Annotated in this window: 12 protein-coding genes and 1 pseudogene; 5 read left to right on the forward strand and 8 right to left on the reverse strand. The window is 64.0% G+C overall.

Annotated features, from left to right (window positions below):
* Nucleotides 1-99: 99 nt before the first annotated feature.
* Nucleotides 100-538: pseudogene (locus HAV21_RS20605) on the forward strand (transposase); the annotation flags it as partial.
* Nucleotides 539-691: 153 nt separating this feature from the next.
* Here HAV21_RS20605 and HAV21_RS20610 read toward each other — a convergent pair.
* Complete coding sequence (locus HAV21_RS20610; protein ID WP_166842968.1) at nucleotides 692-1,135, reverse strand: SRPBCC family protein; 444 nt, start codon at nucleotides 1,133-1,135, stop codon at nucleotides 692-694.
* A complete protein-coding gene (locus tag HAV21_RS20615; RefSeq protein ID WP_166842969.1) occupies nucleotides 1,132-1,794 on the reverse strand; it encodes a hypothetical protein in 663 nt (220 codons plus the stop codon). Before HAV21_RS20615 ends, HAV21_RS20610 begins: the two co-directional genes overlap by 4 nt.
* 148 nt (nucleotides 1,795-1,942) lie before the next feature.
* Here HAV21_RS20615 and HAV21_RS20620 point away from each other — a divergent pair, with 148 nt between their 5' ends.
* The 3 genes from HAV21_RS20620 to HAV21_RS20630 all read left to right on the forward strand — a co-directional run bounded on the left by HAV21_RS20620 (nucleotide 1,943) and on the right by HAV21_RS20630 (nucleotide 5,120).
* Entirely contained in the window at nucleotides 1,943-2,578 is a 636-nt protein-coding gene (locus tag HAV21_RS20620) for a TetR/AcrR family transcriptional regulator (protein ID WP_166842970.1), read from the forward strand.
* A gap of 333 nt (nucleotides 2,579-2,911) precedes the next feature.
* Complete coding sequence (locus HAV21_RS20625; protein WP_166842971.1) at nucleotides 2,912-4,081, forward strand: ATP-binding protein; 1,170 nt, start codon at nucleotides 2,912-2,914, stop codon at nucleotides 4,079-4,081.
* A complete protein-coding gene (locus HAV21_RS20630; protein WP_166842972.1) occupies nucleotides 4,074-5,120 on the forward strand; it encodes a hypothetical protein in 1,047 nt (348 codons plus the stop codon). The genes HAV21_RS20625 and HAV21_RS20630 overlap by 8 nt, the downstream gene beginning before the upstream one ends.
* Nucleotides 5,121-5,181: 61 nt before the next feature.
* Here HAV21_RS20630 and HAV21_RS20635 read toward each other — a convergent pair whose 3' ends face one another.
* Nucleotides 5,182-10,089 carry a DUF4082 domain-containing protein gene (locus tag HAV21_RS20635; RefSeq protein WP_166842973.1) on the reverse strand — a complete coding sequence of 1,636 codons (4,908 nt, stop codon included), beginning with the start codon at nucleotides 10,087-10,089 and terminating at the stop codon, nucleotides 5,182-5,184.
* A 518-nt stretch (nucleotides 10,090-10,607) separates the two neighbouring features.
* Here HAV21_RS20635 and HAV21_RS20640 point away from each other — a divergent pair.
* Nucleotides 10,608-11,057 (forward strand): hypothetical protein, encoded by a 450-nt coding sequence (locus HAV21_RS20640; protein WP_243753408.1) that lies wholly within the window; start codon nucleotides 10,608-10,610, stop codon nucleotides 11,055-11,057.
* 74 nt (nucleotides 11,058-11,131) lie between these two features.
* On the opposite strand, the gene HAV21_RS20645 is transcribed toward HAV21_RS20640, so the two are convergent.
* The 5 genes from HAV21_RS20645 to HAV21_RS20665 all read right to left on the reverse strand — a co-directional run bounded on the left by HAV21_RS20645 (nucleotide 11,132) and on the right by HAV21_RS20665 (nucleotide 14,497).
* The gene (locus HAV21_RS20645) at nucleotides 11,132-11,743 is read right to left on the reverse strand and encodes a copper resistance CopC family protein (RefSeq protein ID WP_166842974.1); all 612 of its coding nucleotides are present in this window, start codon (nucleotides 11,741-11,743) and stop codon (nucleotides 11,132-11,134) included.
* Between the two features lie 71 nt (nucleotides 11,744-11,814).
* The gene (locus HAV21_RS20650; protein ID WP_166842975.1) at nucleotides 11,815-12,423 is read right to left on the reverse strand and encodes a hypothetical protein; all 609 of its coding nucleotides are present in this window, start codon (nucleotides 12,421-12,423) and stop codon (nucleotides 11,815-11,817) included.
* Between the two features lie 96 nt (nucleotides 12,424-12,519).
* Nucleotides 12,520-13,215, reverse strand: a complete 696-nt coding sequence (locus HAV21_RS20655) for a thioredoxin domain-containing protein (RefSeq protein ID WP_166842976.1) — start codon at nucleotides 13,213-13,215, stop codon at nucleotides 12,520-12,522.
* A complete protein-coding gene (locus HAV21_RS20660) occupies nucleotides 13,215-14,132 on the reverse strand; it encodes a cation diffusion facilitator family transporter (RefSeq protein ID WP_166842977.1) in 918 nt (305 codons plus the stop codon). The genes HAV21_RS20655 and HAV21_RS20660 overlap by 1 nt, the downstream gene beginning before the upstream one ends.
* Complete coding sequence (locus HAV21_RS20665; protein WP_166842978.1) at nucleotides 14,129-14,497, reverse strand: metalloregulator ArsR/SmtB family transcription factor; 369 nt, start codon at nucleotides 14,495-14,497, stop codon at nucleotides 14,129-14,131. The genes HAV21_RS20660 and HAV21_RS20665 overlap by 4 nt, the downstream gene beginning before the upstream one ends.
* Nucleotides 14,498-14,534: the final 37 nt, after the last annotated feature.

A 14,534-nucleotide genomic window follows, 5' to 3' on the forward strand; every position in this document is an offset into this window, starting at 1 on the left:
ATTTTGATTGCGGCAGGTTGTAAAAAGGTTGTCGGTTGCGATCCACAGTGGACCCAGTGGAATGACGGCGATTGTTTCCTATGCCAGAAGAGCGCTCTGGTCGCCGGCGTAATCATCGCCGAGACTGGCGCGGATATGGACATCTTCCCCACCTCGGCACATCTGGCCTCATGGGCCGGCGTCTGCCCTGGCTCGAATGAGTCCGCTGGACACATCAAATCCACCAGAACCAGACGGGGCAATAACTACCTGAAGGCTGCCTTGGGCACCTCTGCGCTGACGGCAGCCCGGCTCAAGGACACGTTCCTCTCCCAGAAATACCGGCGGATCGCTGCCCGACGGGGTCCAAAGAAAGCACTCGTCGCAATTGAACGCGTCATCCTCACCACAACATGGAACATGCTCGCCAACGGCGAGATCTACACCGACCTAGGAGCCGACTACTACCTCAGGCGCGATCCCGACAAGGCCAGAAACCGAGCCGTCCCAACTCAAAACCCTCGGCTACGAGGTCAGCCTCACGCCAGCGAGCGGGTAACTCACCATCTATTTACGTACTAGGAAATGGGACACGTCTGAAGCGGACTCCTGCTAGCTGCCGGATTCCGAGACGAGTTGGTTGCGCTTCGGGCGAGGAATGGCTTCTAAGGTGCCGGGTTGCTGAGCGATTGCGAGTCGGGACTGCCCTGGCTTAGGGATGGTCCATCAGGACCTTGAGGGCGGCTAGTGCCTTCTCGTCGTCTCGCTTGAAGATCACCGTCAGAAGGGGCACTGCGAACCGGGCCAGACCGCCCACGTGGAAATCTACATTGCTGGTGAGCCGACAGGTGCCGGCGCCTGTGGGCTCTACCAGATAGGAAGCGACACCGGTCATCTTGCCCGATGGGATCTCAAAGGCGACGAAACGGCCAGGCTCGTAGGCGATGAAGCGGTTGCGGGCGACGACTCTCATTCCCGCGAATCGCCGCGTCAACTCATGTTCAGTGCCAACACGGAGAGGACCCGGCGTGATGCGCCTAATATCGTGGATGCCGCTCTGCCATCGGGGCGCGTTCGTGTGGTCTGCAACGAAGTCGAAGACCTTTGAGGCCGGAGCCTGCAACTCGGTGCGCATCTCCAACTGAAGCCGTCTCATGAGGTGTCCTTTCCAAGGCGCGGACGCACGCCAGGGCCTGCAAGTCCGGTTGATTGCAACGGGACGAGCGAATCCGCGGCTGGTGCCACAGCCCTGTGTGGGATCGACGAGGCGAGGGCTAGGACAGTCACGAACGACGCGGCCAGGACGGCAACCCACGCGCCGCGGGGCTCCGTAAGAGCGAGTGCAGGGCCGGCGATTCCGGGCCCGGCCAGAGCGAGGGCGGCAAGGAGGGCTGCGCTGGTGATTCCACAGGCTAGCCTGCTCCAAAGCGGTCCCCGGCGCGATACAGCGTAGCCTCCACCGACTGCCATCAGAGCCACTGCGATCGCTCCTCCGCCAAGGCCCTGAGTTAGAAGTGCAGGAACCGCGCCGGGGAGGAGCATTGGAGCTATGGCAAACGCCAATGGTGCCAGAGCCAGCCAGCGCCAATACTGTCGTCCGCCGGTCCGTCGGAGGGCTTCCGCCCAGCCTAGAAGTCCGCCGGCAACGGCACCGGGAAAGATGAGTGCTCCGAATGTTCCCCACCAATCGAAAGTGGATGCTGGACCGGCGAGCTCCACCATGTATCCGCGGAAGCCGGCGGCCCAGGCAATCCCGCAGGTCGTGCCCAGTGCGATGAGAGTCACCGCTTGTCTGCCAAGGAAATGGCTGTTCATGATGGCCTCGTTAGCTACGGTGCCAGAGAGGGCGAGAAAGGATGTTGGGTCGACTGCCGGTGAGGACGGTCTGGGGGTTCTGGGTTTCCATGACACGGCTCTAATCTTGAAGCAAACTAGAGTTCTGCTTTAGTGAGATACTCTAAATATGGACCCGGACACACTGCACGTCAAGAGCACCCGCAGGCAGAAATCGGACGCCACCCGGCGCAAGATCATTACGGCGGCGCACCAGGAATTTATCGCCCGAGGATTCCACGGGGCCACCATGGCTGGCATTGCTGCCCGTGCTGGAGTAGCTTCGCAAACCGTGTACTTCGTGTTCCATACCAAACCCGAGCTCATCAGTGCCGTAATTGACTCCGCCGTCCTGGGCGAAGATGATTCCCGCCCGCCGCAGGCCCAGCCGTGGTGGACAGCGATGATGCAGGAACCTGACGCTGCTGAGGCATTGCGAATCTTCATTCGTGGAGCAGGCCCCTTATTTGCGCGCGCGTCGGCTATCTCGGAAGTTCTTCGCGCAGCCGCCCTGACCGATATCGAGGTGCGCCGAACACACCAACACCATGAAAACCTTCGCAGGGACGGGTTCGGACAGGTCTTGGAGATATTGGCGGAAAAGGGGCCGCTCCGTGCCGATCGGCCAACCGATCAGCTCACCGAGGCGTTCATGACTGTCTACGGTGACAGCACGTACCACCAGCTCGCTGTTGAGCGCGGCTGGAGCCACGACCAGATCATGGCATGGCTCTGCGACGTCCTTCCAGACATGTTGCTCTCTTGAAAGAGTCCCCGCCTACCCCTGCCGCCCTCCCAGCGAACTACAAGCTTAGTGTGGACATAATGCGATCGGAGCTTCGGTCAACCGCTATTTGACCGGGGCTTCGCCAATTCGGGGACCAAGCAACGAATGCCAGGGTCCTGCTGCTGTCGCTACCCGGCGGGGCCGTCCCATGTCTGGCCAAACAGGGGCGCACGACGGTGCGGGAAACGGGCTACCGGGCAATATCATTGTGGCCAGGCGGTCTGCGCTGGCGATCCGTGCCCACCCAAGCCTCTGAATCCACGACTATAAGTGCATATCCAAAATGCTGGATACTGCCTTATAGTTCTTGATATGGAAAGTGCTTTGAATCCGTATTCGCCCGGTTCGGGCCGACGGCCCTTTGAGTTGGTTGGGCGCCAGAGTGAGATCGATGCCTTCGATCTGCTGCTGGCCAAGACCCGGCAGCGACGGCCCGACCGGGGGATCGTCCTGCATGGGCTTCGCGGGGTGGGAAAAACGGTGCTGCTGAACGAGTTTCGTCGGCAGGCCGAACACGCAGAATTCATGGTGGTTTTCCTGGAGGGCAGGGACGCTGAGGGAGGGCCGGAAGCCGTTCGGGCCAAGCTCGCCCGGAGCTTGCTGCAGGCAGGGCGGAAGCTGAACCGCCGCGGTGCGGGGGAACGGCTCGTGGCGGCGCTTGGCAGCATCGCCTCCTTCTCCGCGAAACTCGGCGTGACCGGCATCGATATCGGGGTGAACCTCAATCACGGCCGCGCCGATTCCGGGTCGATCGAAGTGGATCTGGAAGAACTGATTGAGGATCTGTGCCTGGCGCTGGCGGAGAAGCGTTCTGGCCTGATCTTCATCATCGATGAGATGCAGGACCTGGACGAGGGACTCATCGCCGCTCTCCTGAGCGCCCAGCACCTGGCCGGCCAACGCGAATGGCCTTTCTACATCGCGGGGGCAGGGCTGCCCAATCTGCCCTCGGTACTCAGCGAAGCACGCTCCTACGCCGAAAGGATCTTCAACTACCGCAGCATCGGAGCTCTGTCGAGGGAAGCTGCCGAGGCGGCACTGGTCGTCCCGGCCCGAAGGTTTGGGGCATCGTTCGTACCCGAGGCCCAAGACCTCCTCCTGAGCGCCTCGGGCGCCTACCCGTACTTCCTGCAGGAGTACGGCTACGCGGCCTGGGAAACAGCACCAGAGAAGACCGTGACCTTCGACGACGCCAAAATCGCGGTGGAAATCGGCCGCGCGCAACTGGACCAAGGGTTCTTCCCGTCACGCTGGAAACGGGCCTCGAAGGCTGAGAAGGAATTCCTCCGCCTGATGGCGATCGACGGTGATGAAGGATCCAGCACCGCTGAACTTGCCGAACGGGCGCACAAGAAGCAAAGCTCCATGACCATGACCCGCGCATCCTTGATCGACAAGGGGATCATCTACGCACCAGCACTCGGTGTCGTGGCGTTCACCGTTCCGGGCATGGCTGACTACGTCAAACGCCTACATGAATAAGACGAGCGCAGGAACCGGGACCATTGCAGGTGGGAGGTTGCGGTGGGGAATTCTCTTGGCTGTTACCGCGCTGGTCCTTGCCGGGGCCGGGATCTACGCGGTGGGAGCGTACCAGCGCTTCGAGGAGAGCCGCAGGGCGGCCTCGTCGGTAGAGGTCACTGCAGGCCAGCCCCAACCGGGGGTCCCTTTCGTTCTTTTCAGGAACACAGCCGATGGGCAGGGGTATGGCAATGCGGCCACGGTGCCTCTTTCTGCCCCTGGCGGCACGCGTGCCGTCAGTGACCAGGCCTGCGACCGGGTCTATGGCGCTGCCGCCACGGTGGTCTGTCTCAGATCCAACCGTGGTTTGGTGACTACTTACGAAGCATCTGTCCTGAACCGGGAATGGCAGCAGGAGCGTTCGTGGCCTGTGCCCGGCATTCCGAGCCGGGCGCGTGTTAGTGCGGACGGGTCCCTGATCGCCACCACGGTGTTTGTCTCCGGTCACTCCTACACTCAAGCGGGGTTCTCCACAGCAACCGAGATCACGTTGCCCGGCGGCGGTACAGGAAACCTCGAAGACTTCGGCCTCATCGTGAACGGCGACCGGCTGATTGCCAGTGACAGGAACATTTGGGGTGTGACGTTTGCACCCGGTCGGAGTGATGTCTTCTACGCCACGGCCGCGTCGTCAGGGCGGATCTGGCTGGTCCGGGGGAGTGTCGCGGCTAGGACGCTGACGGCCATCCATGACAACGTTGAGTGCCCGTCGGTGTCGCCGGACGGCACCAGGATCGCGTATAAGAAGAACGTCGGCGGGCCCTTGGCCGCGCATTGGAACGTGGCGCTGCTTGACCTTGCAACCGGCACTGAAACGGTGCTGTCGGAGAAACGCAGCGTCGATGACCAGATTGAGTGGCTGGATGATCAGACTCTGTTGTATGGTCTGGCGGACGACACCACAGAAGGTGACAGCAACATCTGGAAACTGCCAACCGATCCCGCGTCCCAGCCGAGCCTGTTCATTGAGCACGCGTGGTCGCCGAGTGTGGTCCGCTGACGTCCGGCCCGGAAACCGGGGGAGTGGCCGGACGTCAGCGGTCTGAATGTCCTTCCACGCCTCAGCAGGTTCCCAGCAGGCCGCACAGCAGGCCGCCGGACTGAGTGGGGCTCGGCGAGGGGCTGGGTGAGGGGGTGGCGGTCGGACTGGGTGAGGGTGTCGCTGTCGCCGTTGCGGATGGGGCCGGCGTTGCGGTCGGGGTAGGCGTGGGCGTTGGGCCGGGCGTCGCCTGTGCCTGTGCCGGTGCCGTAGCCGAGTAGAGGACGTCGACGAAGTAGTTCGTGGAGTTCCACGAGTTCGTTGGGGCAGCACCGCCGGAACCGTACAGGTAGCGGCCGTTGTTGGGACCGGCGGCGGTGAACACGCCGCTGGCCCAGGTTTGGGCGAAGAACGCAGGCGTGTAGGCGTAGCGGCCGTTGGGAGCCAGGTATGAAACAACGTATGTTTCCCCCGGAATTACGGCTACCGGGGAGGACAGCATCGCGGTTTGCCAGCCGTTCGCTGTTTCATTCGCGAAGGTCACTTGGGCCAGCCGCGTTCCCGCGGCGTTCCACAGGGAGCCAACATGGGTTCCGGTGTTTCCGGTTCCCTTGTAGAACCGGATGCCGGTGACATTGCCGGCTTCGGAGACCGTGAACGCCGTTCCCAGTTCAACCGATGACGCATCATCGGAAGCTGCTGTCTGGGGTTGGAGTTCCCCGAACATGGAGGTTTGCGCGGCATCAGGGTCGGCAGTGGTGAATTGCCAGGTCGTGGTCGGCAGCGTCTGGCCCTGACGGGATTCGACGTTGCTGACGTTCACGGAGATGGCGGTGGTGCCCGGCAGGACGGCCGCCGGGGTGAACGTCAGGGTGCGGCCGTCGGTGGACAGTGCAGCACTGCCGTCAACAGGTGCCCCGTTCGCTCCCAGCGTGAACGAGGCACCCGGCTTGATGGCGGAGGAGAGCGTCAGCGCTGGTCTGACATCAACAGAGACTCCCGTGGCGTCCGGTGCAGGGGACCGGTCGGTTATCGTCAGCGGGGGCACGGCGGCCATGAAGACCAGGTCCACCAGGTAACTCGCCGTCGAGGCCGTGCCGGGGAAGTCTGCGCTGTAGCTGAACGCGCCGGAATCCGGGGCCGTGCGCAGCGGCCCGCTGGCGAATCCGTCCCCGAAACCAGCCGGAGTGTAGGAGTAGGTTCCGGCGGGAGCTTTGTACGCCACGACGTATTCGGTGTTGGCCGTGATCTCGACCGGTTGGCTGAACGTTGCTGTCTGCCAGCCAACACTGGTTTCGTTGGTGAAGGTGACGGTGGCCAGAAGCTGCCCGCCGGCCGTGTACAGGGAGCCGGTGTGCGTTCCGGTGTTGCCGGCGGCCTTGTAGAACCGTACGCCGGTGACTTGGCCTGCGGTGTCGCTGGCGAACCGGACGCCCAGGGTCAGGGGCATGCCGTCGTTGACCTCCGCGACGGTGGGCGTAACGGAGTCCTGGTAGAGCGTGCAGGGGCACGTCCCGGGCGTCCTTGGGGCAGGGACAGTGGCAAACGTCCAGGAAGCGTTGCTCAGTGGTTGCCGGGACACGGCGGTTGCCGTGACGGTGGATGTGTACGACGTCCCTGCCGCCAGCGGCGCTGCCGGGCTGAACGTGACCTTCCGTGTCTGGGTGTCGTAGCTGGTGGACCCGGGAACGGTTGCACCGTCGGCGTCTTTTACCGTCAGACTGACGGAGGATGCCTCAGCCGGTTCGGACAGTACCGCACTGAGCTGGCTGTCCAGCGGAACGCTGGACGCGCCCGGATGCGGGGACTGGCCCGTCGGGGTGAATGCCGGTGGTGGGACCATCACGATGACATCCACCAGGTAGCTTGCTGTTGATCGTGCTCCAGGAAAGTCGCCGCTGTACGTGTAGGCGCCCGCATCCGAGGCAGCCCGCAACGGACCAACGCTCATGCCGGAACCGAATCCATTGGCCGTAGCAGAATAGGTGCCTGTCAGTGACTTGTAGGAGACGATGTAGTCCGTGTTCGCAGCCATCTGGACCGGTTGGCTGAACATCGCTGTCTGCCACCCCGAGGCGCTTTCATTGGTGAACGCCACCGTGGCCAGTTGCTGCCCGGCCGCCGTGTAGAGGGCACCGTTGTGGGTGCCGGTGTTTCCTGCCGATTTGTAGAAGCGCATACCGACTACTTCACCGGCGGAAACGCTGGAGAACCGTACGCCCAGCGTCAAGGGAACGCCGTCCTGAATCTGAGCGATGCCCGGCGTGACGGAGTCGTCAAAGAGGCTGCACGGGCAAGATCCCGGAACCGGCACTGTTGCCCCTGTCGTGAATGCCCAGGTCCCGCCTGCTGTCACCGGACCACCGAGGGTGTCTGTTCCGGCGAGCGTTGCGGTGTACTGAGTGCTGAACGCCAAAGCGTTCGCCGGGGAGAAGGTTGCCCGCCGGGTGGCAGGATCGTATGCCGTCGTGCCGCTGACAGGGCCGTCGGGGGACTGCAGGGTCAGCTGGATGCTGGAGGTGGTGACGGGTTTGGAGAACACGGCACTGACCTTGGTATCCACCGGAACGCTGGATGAGGAGGGGAACGGTGTGTGCCCGGACACCGTGAGCGGGGAGCTGTCCACGGTGCTGAACAGGGCATCGGTGAAGTAGTTGCCGCCGTTGTAGCTTGATGTCGGGAATCCGGAGGAGGTGGCATAGACGCCGGCCGGCTCGGCCCCGAAACCGCCGGCCACCTTCAATGGCGCGTCCGTGGCGCCAAAGCTCGCCCACTGGAAATTCTGGATCGAGTATCGGCCGTTCGGTGCCCAGTAGGACACCGTATACTTTTGGCCCGCTGCGACGGGAACGGCCTGGCTGAACAGCACGGATTGCCACCCGGAGGGGGTTTCGTTCGTGAACGTCGCCGTGGCCAGACGCTCCCCGGTGGAGCTCCACAGGGACCCGGTGTGGGTACCGGAGTTGGCCGCGCTCTTGTAGAAGCGGACGCCGGTGATGAAACCGTCCACCGAGGGGGTGAAGCGCATCCCCATCTCGTACGCGCCGCCGTCGCCCGAGTCCGCGACAGCGGGAACGGTTTGGCCGAAGACGCTGTAGGGGCCGCTGAGGGCCAGGTTCCTGGTGGTGGCCACGCCGATGTTGGCGCTGTCGTCTATGGCCCGGGCCTGGATGGTTGCCGTAGCCAGGCCCTTCTGGATGTACGTGTACGTCCAGTTCTGCTTGCCCTGGGCCGGGTGCCACGTGGCGCCGCCGTCGGTGGAGACCTCGACGCCGGCCACAACACCGCCGGTGTCAGCCGCGGTTCCGGAGACGGTGACGCTGGTCCCGTGCGGCACGGTCGCCCCGTCGGCCGGGGCAGTGATCGCTGCGGTGGGCGCGGTCAGGTCCGTGCTCGGGGCGGCAGCAACGAGCCCGGCGGCCCGGGTGGCGGGTTGGGCGCCCATGTCGGCCAGGAGGTTGACCTGGGCCTGCCGCATCCTGGGGTCGGCGGGTGCACCGTCGCCGTCGTGCACTTCGTCCAGGCCCCACGTCCATTGGACGCTGCCGGCAGAGAACACCAGCGCGCCGCTGGCGGCACGGTAAAGGGTTACGTTATGGGTTGTGGTGCCTGGCAGGACGGTGTTGCCGAAGTCCTGGAGGTATTGGGGGACCTCGCCGACGGTGGTGGAGAGCCGGACCAAACCCGGTGGGCGGAACCCGTTGTCGAGGTCTTCATCCGATTCATACCCCACGGTGTGGGGGGCCAGCGCCGCTGAGCTTCCGGCTGCCAGTGATGTGAGGGTGGTGTTGCGCCACAGTCGGGTCTTGCCTTCTTCGGAGGAGACCGTCACGGGCAGATCGGAGTAGTTGGACATGTAAATGGTTCCGGTCAGCCCGTTTTCGGGCAGCCCGCCGCCGTTGGCCTGGGCAGCGAAGCGCGGGTCACGCCAGGTGCCGGTCCATTCGGGGCTGGGGTCGATCTTTTCGTTGGCCCAGGTTTCCTTGTAGGAGGTCAGGGTCCGGCCCGCCGAACCGTCCACGGGGGAAGGTTCGAAGCGGGTGCGCCAGTACCCCTCATTACCGGAGAGGAACTGCAGGTTGACCCCGGCATCGCGGGCGGCGGTGATGTTCGCCCGTTGCGGGCCTGACCAGTATTCGTCATGCCCGACCGAGAGGAAGACCTTGTGGTTGAGCAACTGGGCCCCGCTCCGGTCGGTGTCGAGGCCGCTGATGTAGCTGACGTCATAGCCGTTCTGTTCCAGGAACCGCACCATCGGGTATTCGTTGGCGAAGAAGAAATCCCGGCCGTCCGGACCGCCCCGGGTTGCCACCGGCCGGTTGTAGCTGACCTTGTAGGCGCGGCCGTTCACGCCCTGATAAAAGTCCGAGCCCCCATAGGAGTTATACGCCTGCCAGGACGGATCCGAAGTCTGGAAAACAACGTCCGAGCGGCTGCCGTCGGCGCGCACAATAAAGGTGATGTGGCTTTGCCCGCCCGTGTCCGGCCTGGTCAGCAGCGCGACGTAGACCCCGGAGACGGCCGTGGTCGGCACCTGCCACGTCGCCGAGACCGCCCACGTGCCGCAGTCGTACAGTCCGGTGGTGAGGTCGTTCAGGCACGGGGGCTGGTTTTGGCGCAGGGCCGACGGGGTCACGTCGGCAATCTTGCGTGCACCGTTGCCGCCATACCAGCCGGTGCGGTATATCGCGATGGTGTAGCTGGGCGCGGGTGTGTCGATCTTGAAACGGATGGGCTGCCCGGCGTTGACGCTGATCTCGGTGGAGAAGCCCTGGATGCTGTCATCGCCCGGGCCGGTAATGTCCCACTCCGAGGCCGGGTTGCCGGGCTTGGAGTTCTCACACACTACCGGGTTCACCACAGGATCACACGGACCTGCCGCAGACGCCGCCGGAACCGTGAACGGAAGCAAAGCGGCAACCAGCATCAGGACCAAGGGCACGACCAAACGCTTCAGGACTGGCTGCGGGGTGGCTGAAGGACCGGACATAGGAACTCCTGGAGTGGACACGCCTGTTGCGAGATGAGGCCGCGCTGTCCGCGCGGTCCCTGCTTGCCGCTCCCCAGCCAGGGTCAAACCAAGATCTTCAGTTACGAACACTCAGGCACTGTGCTTGGCTCGTCGTCCCGGAAGAACTGGACCGGATCCAACCTCAACCACGAACATCAGGCCAAAGCCGGATCACCGGAGCGAATCCGCCAAGTAACCCTTGGGACGCAGTGTAGAGGTCCGCCCGGCCGCCTCACAAGGCCTCCCGGAACAAACCCACGCTCTGAGGAACCCCCTGGGTGCGGCATCCGGGTTGATACCGGCCAGGACTCCAACTAATCGTCGTTTTTTCCGTCACCGGGGAGCGAACCACGAGGGGGCATTTCATCTGCAGATATTCCGGTTTTCTCACTGCTGCCGCGACCCGGGGATCATCCGCCAGAACATATGAAAGTATGCTCATATATTGTTCCTGCGGTTGAACCGCAGCGCCCATTCTTGAGGAGCCACGTAACCTGATGATTTCCAATACCGACGCGAGTCTGCCCGCGGCACCGGCGGAGGCCGCCAGGATGCCGATTGGAGCCCGTCGCCTCGTGCTCATCGGAGGGCTCTGCATTCCCGTAGGTCTGGTTGCCGGCCCGTACCTTTTCGGACTGCAGCTGGTGGCAGTTGCGGGGGCCGTCGCGGTGGCTGTGGCCTTGTCCTATCGGCGGGGGCCGGTATGGTTTTCCCGCTGGTCCTGGCTGGCAGCGGCAGCCGGTGCTCTCTGGGTGATCGCCACGGTCGGGTACTGGCTGAGCATCATGGCTGCCGTGGACGGTACCTCGGCGCCGTCCAGCCTACCTACGGTGTTGTTCTATGTAGGTTTGGCAGCCCTGGGAGTCATGGCTGTGGGTACCATCGCGGGCTGGATCTCACGCTTCCTGGCCGATCGGCACGCCCACGCCCCGGCCGCAGGGCAGTAGCACATCCGCCCCTGGGTCCGGGGATCAGTTGCCCGGAGCCCAGAGGCGGGTGTCCTCAGATTTTGTTCGGTTCGCTAAGCTCCCGCGCCCTTATCCCTGCGCCTGCGGATGATGAAGAAGGCGGCGGCGACAACCGCAAGGATGGCCGCGGCAATGCCTACGGCTACGGGAGCGTTGCTGTCGTCGGGTTTGATCTGCTCCGGTGCCGTTTGGGCCGCCGGCGCAGGGGTGCTGGTGGCCGTTTCCGCGGCCGTGGTCGGCGTCGTCGATGGTGTGGCGGCAACGGCCTGGGCAGGATCCTGGACGGTGAAGGAGTAGTTGCCTTCGATGGGGTGCCCATCGGAGGAAACCGTGCGCCAGAGGACCTTGTAGACGCCATTGGCTCCTGCGGTGATGGCGGTGGAAATGGTCGGACCCTCCACGGTGACCTTGCCGTCACTGAGGGTCTTGCCCGTCTCATCGGTGACGGTGATGACGCTCAGGTTCAGCTGCTCTGTGTCCAGGGGAGGCTCCGAGAGCGTCAGGGACACGCTGCCGGGGGCTGCGGTGACCGTGGTGTCCTTCGCCGGCACGGTGGATTCCAAGGCGTCGTGGGCCAGCGCCGGCGTGGCGGCGAAGGCCGGGATGAGGAAGGCAGCGGCGACAGCCAGCCGGAGGCGGAGGCGTCGGGGATTATGGGGTTTCATGATGGATTCTGCAATTCTGCTGGAGCTAAAAAGGGGACCGGGCAGTGGCCGGGACGTCCTGAAACGCATGCTCAGTACGTGCCGGCGAACGCGCACAGCGGAGGTCCCCGCACGGGCGGTCGGAGCAGAACCTTCCACCGCAGAGAGAGGGCCTCGGCCGCAATGAGCGGAACATAACGGCACGCCGGGATTGCAGACGGTTCAAGCGTTTCCACCAAGGGCCGCAGCCAGGCGGCCAGGGCCCATAGTGCAGATTCCCCCCGCGCCATCAGAAGAGCGGTAACGAGAACCGCGGCCACGTGCATGCCGAGCATTCCGAGGCTGGCATCTGCGCTCAGGTGGTCATGCGGCGCCCCGGCGGCGACGCTTCCCGTGCCGCCGGGCAATTCACCGTGGTGGGCGACGGCGGGTGTGGGCGTCCCGGGTCCGGACAACGCCGAGAAGGCCAGGTGCAGCGCCGCCTGACCAATGCCAAGATATGCGGCCAGGACGGGGGCCGTCATTTTCCGGCCCGCCAACATTACTGCCGACAGCGCAACGACAGCTGCCAGAGCGGTTATCACCGGAAAGGCCGGGAGTTCACCGCCGGCCAGGACATGCGCTGCGGCCGCCAAGGTCAGGACCGTCACCGCAACCGCAGTGGCTCTGGGGATGCGGAATGGTGCACGCGCAGAAGTCATCGCGCACCACTCCTTTCGGGGAAACTATTTGTTCTACGTTATGTAGAATGCCGATTTTGGGGGCAATAATGCCCGGTACACCTGTGCTGCTGGCCTCTATTTTGCGGCGTCTGCGAGCAGCTGCCGGAATTGTTCTTCGGTTTGCAAGGTCAACATTTCGCCGTTGAGGAAGAACGTCGGAGTTCCCTTGACCCCGAGAGCGGTGCCGTCGGCGATGTCCTTCTTGATCCGTTCCTTGGTCTTGTCATCGGCCACGGCGGCGTCATAGGCGACCAGGTCCAGTCCGAGCTCCTGGGCAAAGGTACGGAACAGCGGCGCCTGGGACTCGGTCTTCTCGCCCCATTGCGGCTGGGTTTCGAACATCTTGGCATACATTTGCTCGTACTTGCCCTGCTGGGCGGCGGCTTCCACAGCGAGGGCTGCGGTGGCTGAGTTACGGTGCGCCGGCAAGGGGAAGTAGCGGTTGACGAAGGTGATCCGGTCACCGAATTCCTTCTTCAGTTCCTCCACTAACGGCTGTGCGGCAAGGCAGGCTTCGCATTCGAAGTCCAGGAATTCCACCAGCTGGGCCTTTTCGGTCGCCGGGGAGGTGACGCGGTGGCTGTCGTCGCGGACCAGTTGGGCTTCCGCGGCCGCGGACGGCGCCGGGGCGGCCGGGGCGGGTTTGTTCAGCGTGAACACGGTGTACCAGATCACCCCGACGGCGACGAGGACGGCCAGCAGGACCCAGATGAAGACCCTGGCTTTCTTGGCGGTGTCCATGGGAGGGGGAGGGGTTTTGGTTTGTGTCATCAGTGGTGGATGCTTTCCTGGTCGCGGTGGGAGGCGGGTTCGATCTGGAAGGTGGAGTGTTCGACGCTGATGTCGAAGTGCTGGGCCACGCAGTCCTGCAGGTCCGCCAGAATGCTGGCGGCATGCCCGTCGGTCATGCAGTTGTCCTCGACGGTGACGTGGGCGGACAGGACCGGGGTTCCGGAGGCCACGAGTGAGGCATGAAGGTCGTGTACGTCGATGACGTGGGGCAGGGCCAGGATGTGCTCCCGCACCTTGGCCAGGTCCAGGCCTTTGGGAGTGGATTCCATGAGCACGTTCACGGTGTCGCGAAGAAGCTTGAGGGTGCGCGGGATGATCAGGACGCCGATCAGCAAGGACACCAGGGCGTCAGCCTGAAGCCATCCGGTCAGAGCAATGATGATGGCGGCAGCGATGACGGCAACGGACCCGAGGGCGTCGTTGAGGACCTCCAGGAAGGCTGCCTTCATGTTGAAGTTGTGGTTCCGGCCCGAGGCAAGGATGAGCAGGCCGATGGCATTGCCGACCAGGCCAATGATGCCGAACCAGAGCATGGTGGATTCGCCGATTTCCGGGGGTTCGAAGAGCCGGCGGATGCCTTCGACGATGACGAAGCCGCCGACAGCCAGCAGCAGCGCGGCCTGCCCGGCGGCGGCAATGATTTCGGCGCGCTTGTAACCCCAGGTGCGCTTCAGTGTGGCCGGTTTCAACGCCAGGGACGCGGCAATGAGGGCGATCAGTAGTCCGGCCGAGTCGGTAAACATGTGGCCGGCGTCGGCCAGGAGCGCGAGGCTGCCGGTCAGCGCGGAGCCGATGATCTCGGCAATCATTACGGTGAAGGTGATGGCGAAGACCGCGATGAGTTTGCCGCGCCGGGCAGTGGCTTCGGCGGCGTGGTCGTGCTCGTGGCCGCTCATGAGCGGACCCCGGCGGAAGCGAAGGGCCCAGTGGTGGTGTCCTGGTCATGCGCTGGTTCGGCGCAGCCGCAGATGGTGTCCACGGTCAGGATGGTGCCCAGCAGGTCATCCAGCGCGTGGGCCAGTTTCGCGTCGGCGAGTTCGTAGCGGACCCGGCGCCCGGCCGGCTCCGCGGCGACCAGGCCGCAGTCCCGCAGGCAGGCCAGATGGTTGGAGAGGATCTGGCGGCTGACCCCGATGCTCTCAGCCAGATCCGAGGGGAACGCCGGACCGTCCTTGAGCTGCAGCAGGACCGCGGCCCTGGTCGGGTCCGCGAGGGCTTTCCCGAACCGGGCCAACACGTCAATCGTGGAAAGTATGCGCATACCCGTTATGTTACAGAATTTCTTGGATTCAGGAAGT

The organism is Paenarthrobacter sp. MSM-2-10-13 (genome assembly GCF_011605365.1).
Lineage (GTDB): Bacteria > Actinomycetota > Actinomycetes > Actinomycetales > Micrococcaceae > Arthrobacter.

Bases quoted from the DNA above. Each gene is read 5' to 3' on its own strand.
- HAV21_RS20610 (WP_166842968.1), bottom strand. From the start codon at position 1,135: ATGAGACGGCTTCAGTTGGAGATGCGCACCGAGTTGCAGGCTCCGGCC.
- HAV21_RS20615 (WP_166842969.1), bottom strand. From the start codon at position 1,794: ATGAACAGCCATTTCCTTGGCAGACAAGCGGTGACTCTCATCGCACTG.
- HAV21_RS20620 (WP_166842970.1), top strand. From the start codon at position 1,943: ATGGACCCGGACACACTGCACGTCAAGAGCACCCGCAGGCAGAAATCG.
- HAV21_RS20625 (WP_166842971.1), top strand. From the start codon at position 2,912: ATGGAAAGTGCTTTGAATCCGTATTCGCCCGGTTCGGGCCGACGGCCC.
- HAV21_RS20630 (WP_166842972.1), top strand. From the start codon at position 4,074: ATGAATAAGACGAGCGCAGGAACCGGGACCATTGCAGGTGGGAGGTTG.
- HAV21_RS20635 (WP_166842973.1), bottom strand. From the start codon at position 10,089: ATGTCCGGTCCTTCAGCCACCCCGCAGCCAGTCCTGAAGCGTTTGGTC.
- HAV21_RS20640 (WP_243753408.1), top strand. From the start codon at position 10,608: ATGATTTCCAATACCGACGCGAGTCTGCCCGCGGCACCGGCGGAGGCC.
- HAV21_RS20645 (WP_166842974.1), bottom strand. From the start codon at position 11,743: ATGAAACCCCATAATCCCCGACGCCTCCGCCTCCGGCTGGCTGTCGCC.
- HAV21_RS20650 (WP_166842975.1), bottom strand. From the start codon at position 12,423: ATGACTTCTGCGCGTGCACCATTCCGCATCCCCAGAGCCACTGCGGTT.
- HAV21_RS20655 (WP_166842976.1), bottom strand. From the start codon at position 13,215: ATGACACAAACCAAAACCCCTCCCCCTCCCATGGACACCGCCAAGAAA.
- HAV21_RS20660 (WP_166842977.1), bottom strand. From the start codon at position 14,132: ATGAGCGGCCACGAGCACGACCACGCCGCCGAAGCCACTGCCCGGCGC.
- HAV21_RS20665 (WP_166842978.1), bottom strand. From the start codon at position 14,497: ATGCGCATACTTTCCACGATTGACGTGTTGGCCCGGTTCGGGAAAGCC.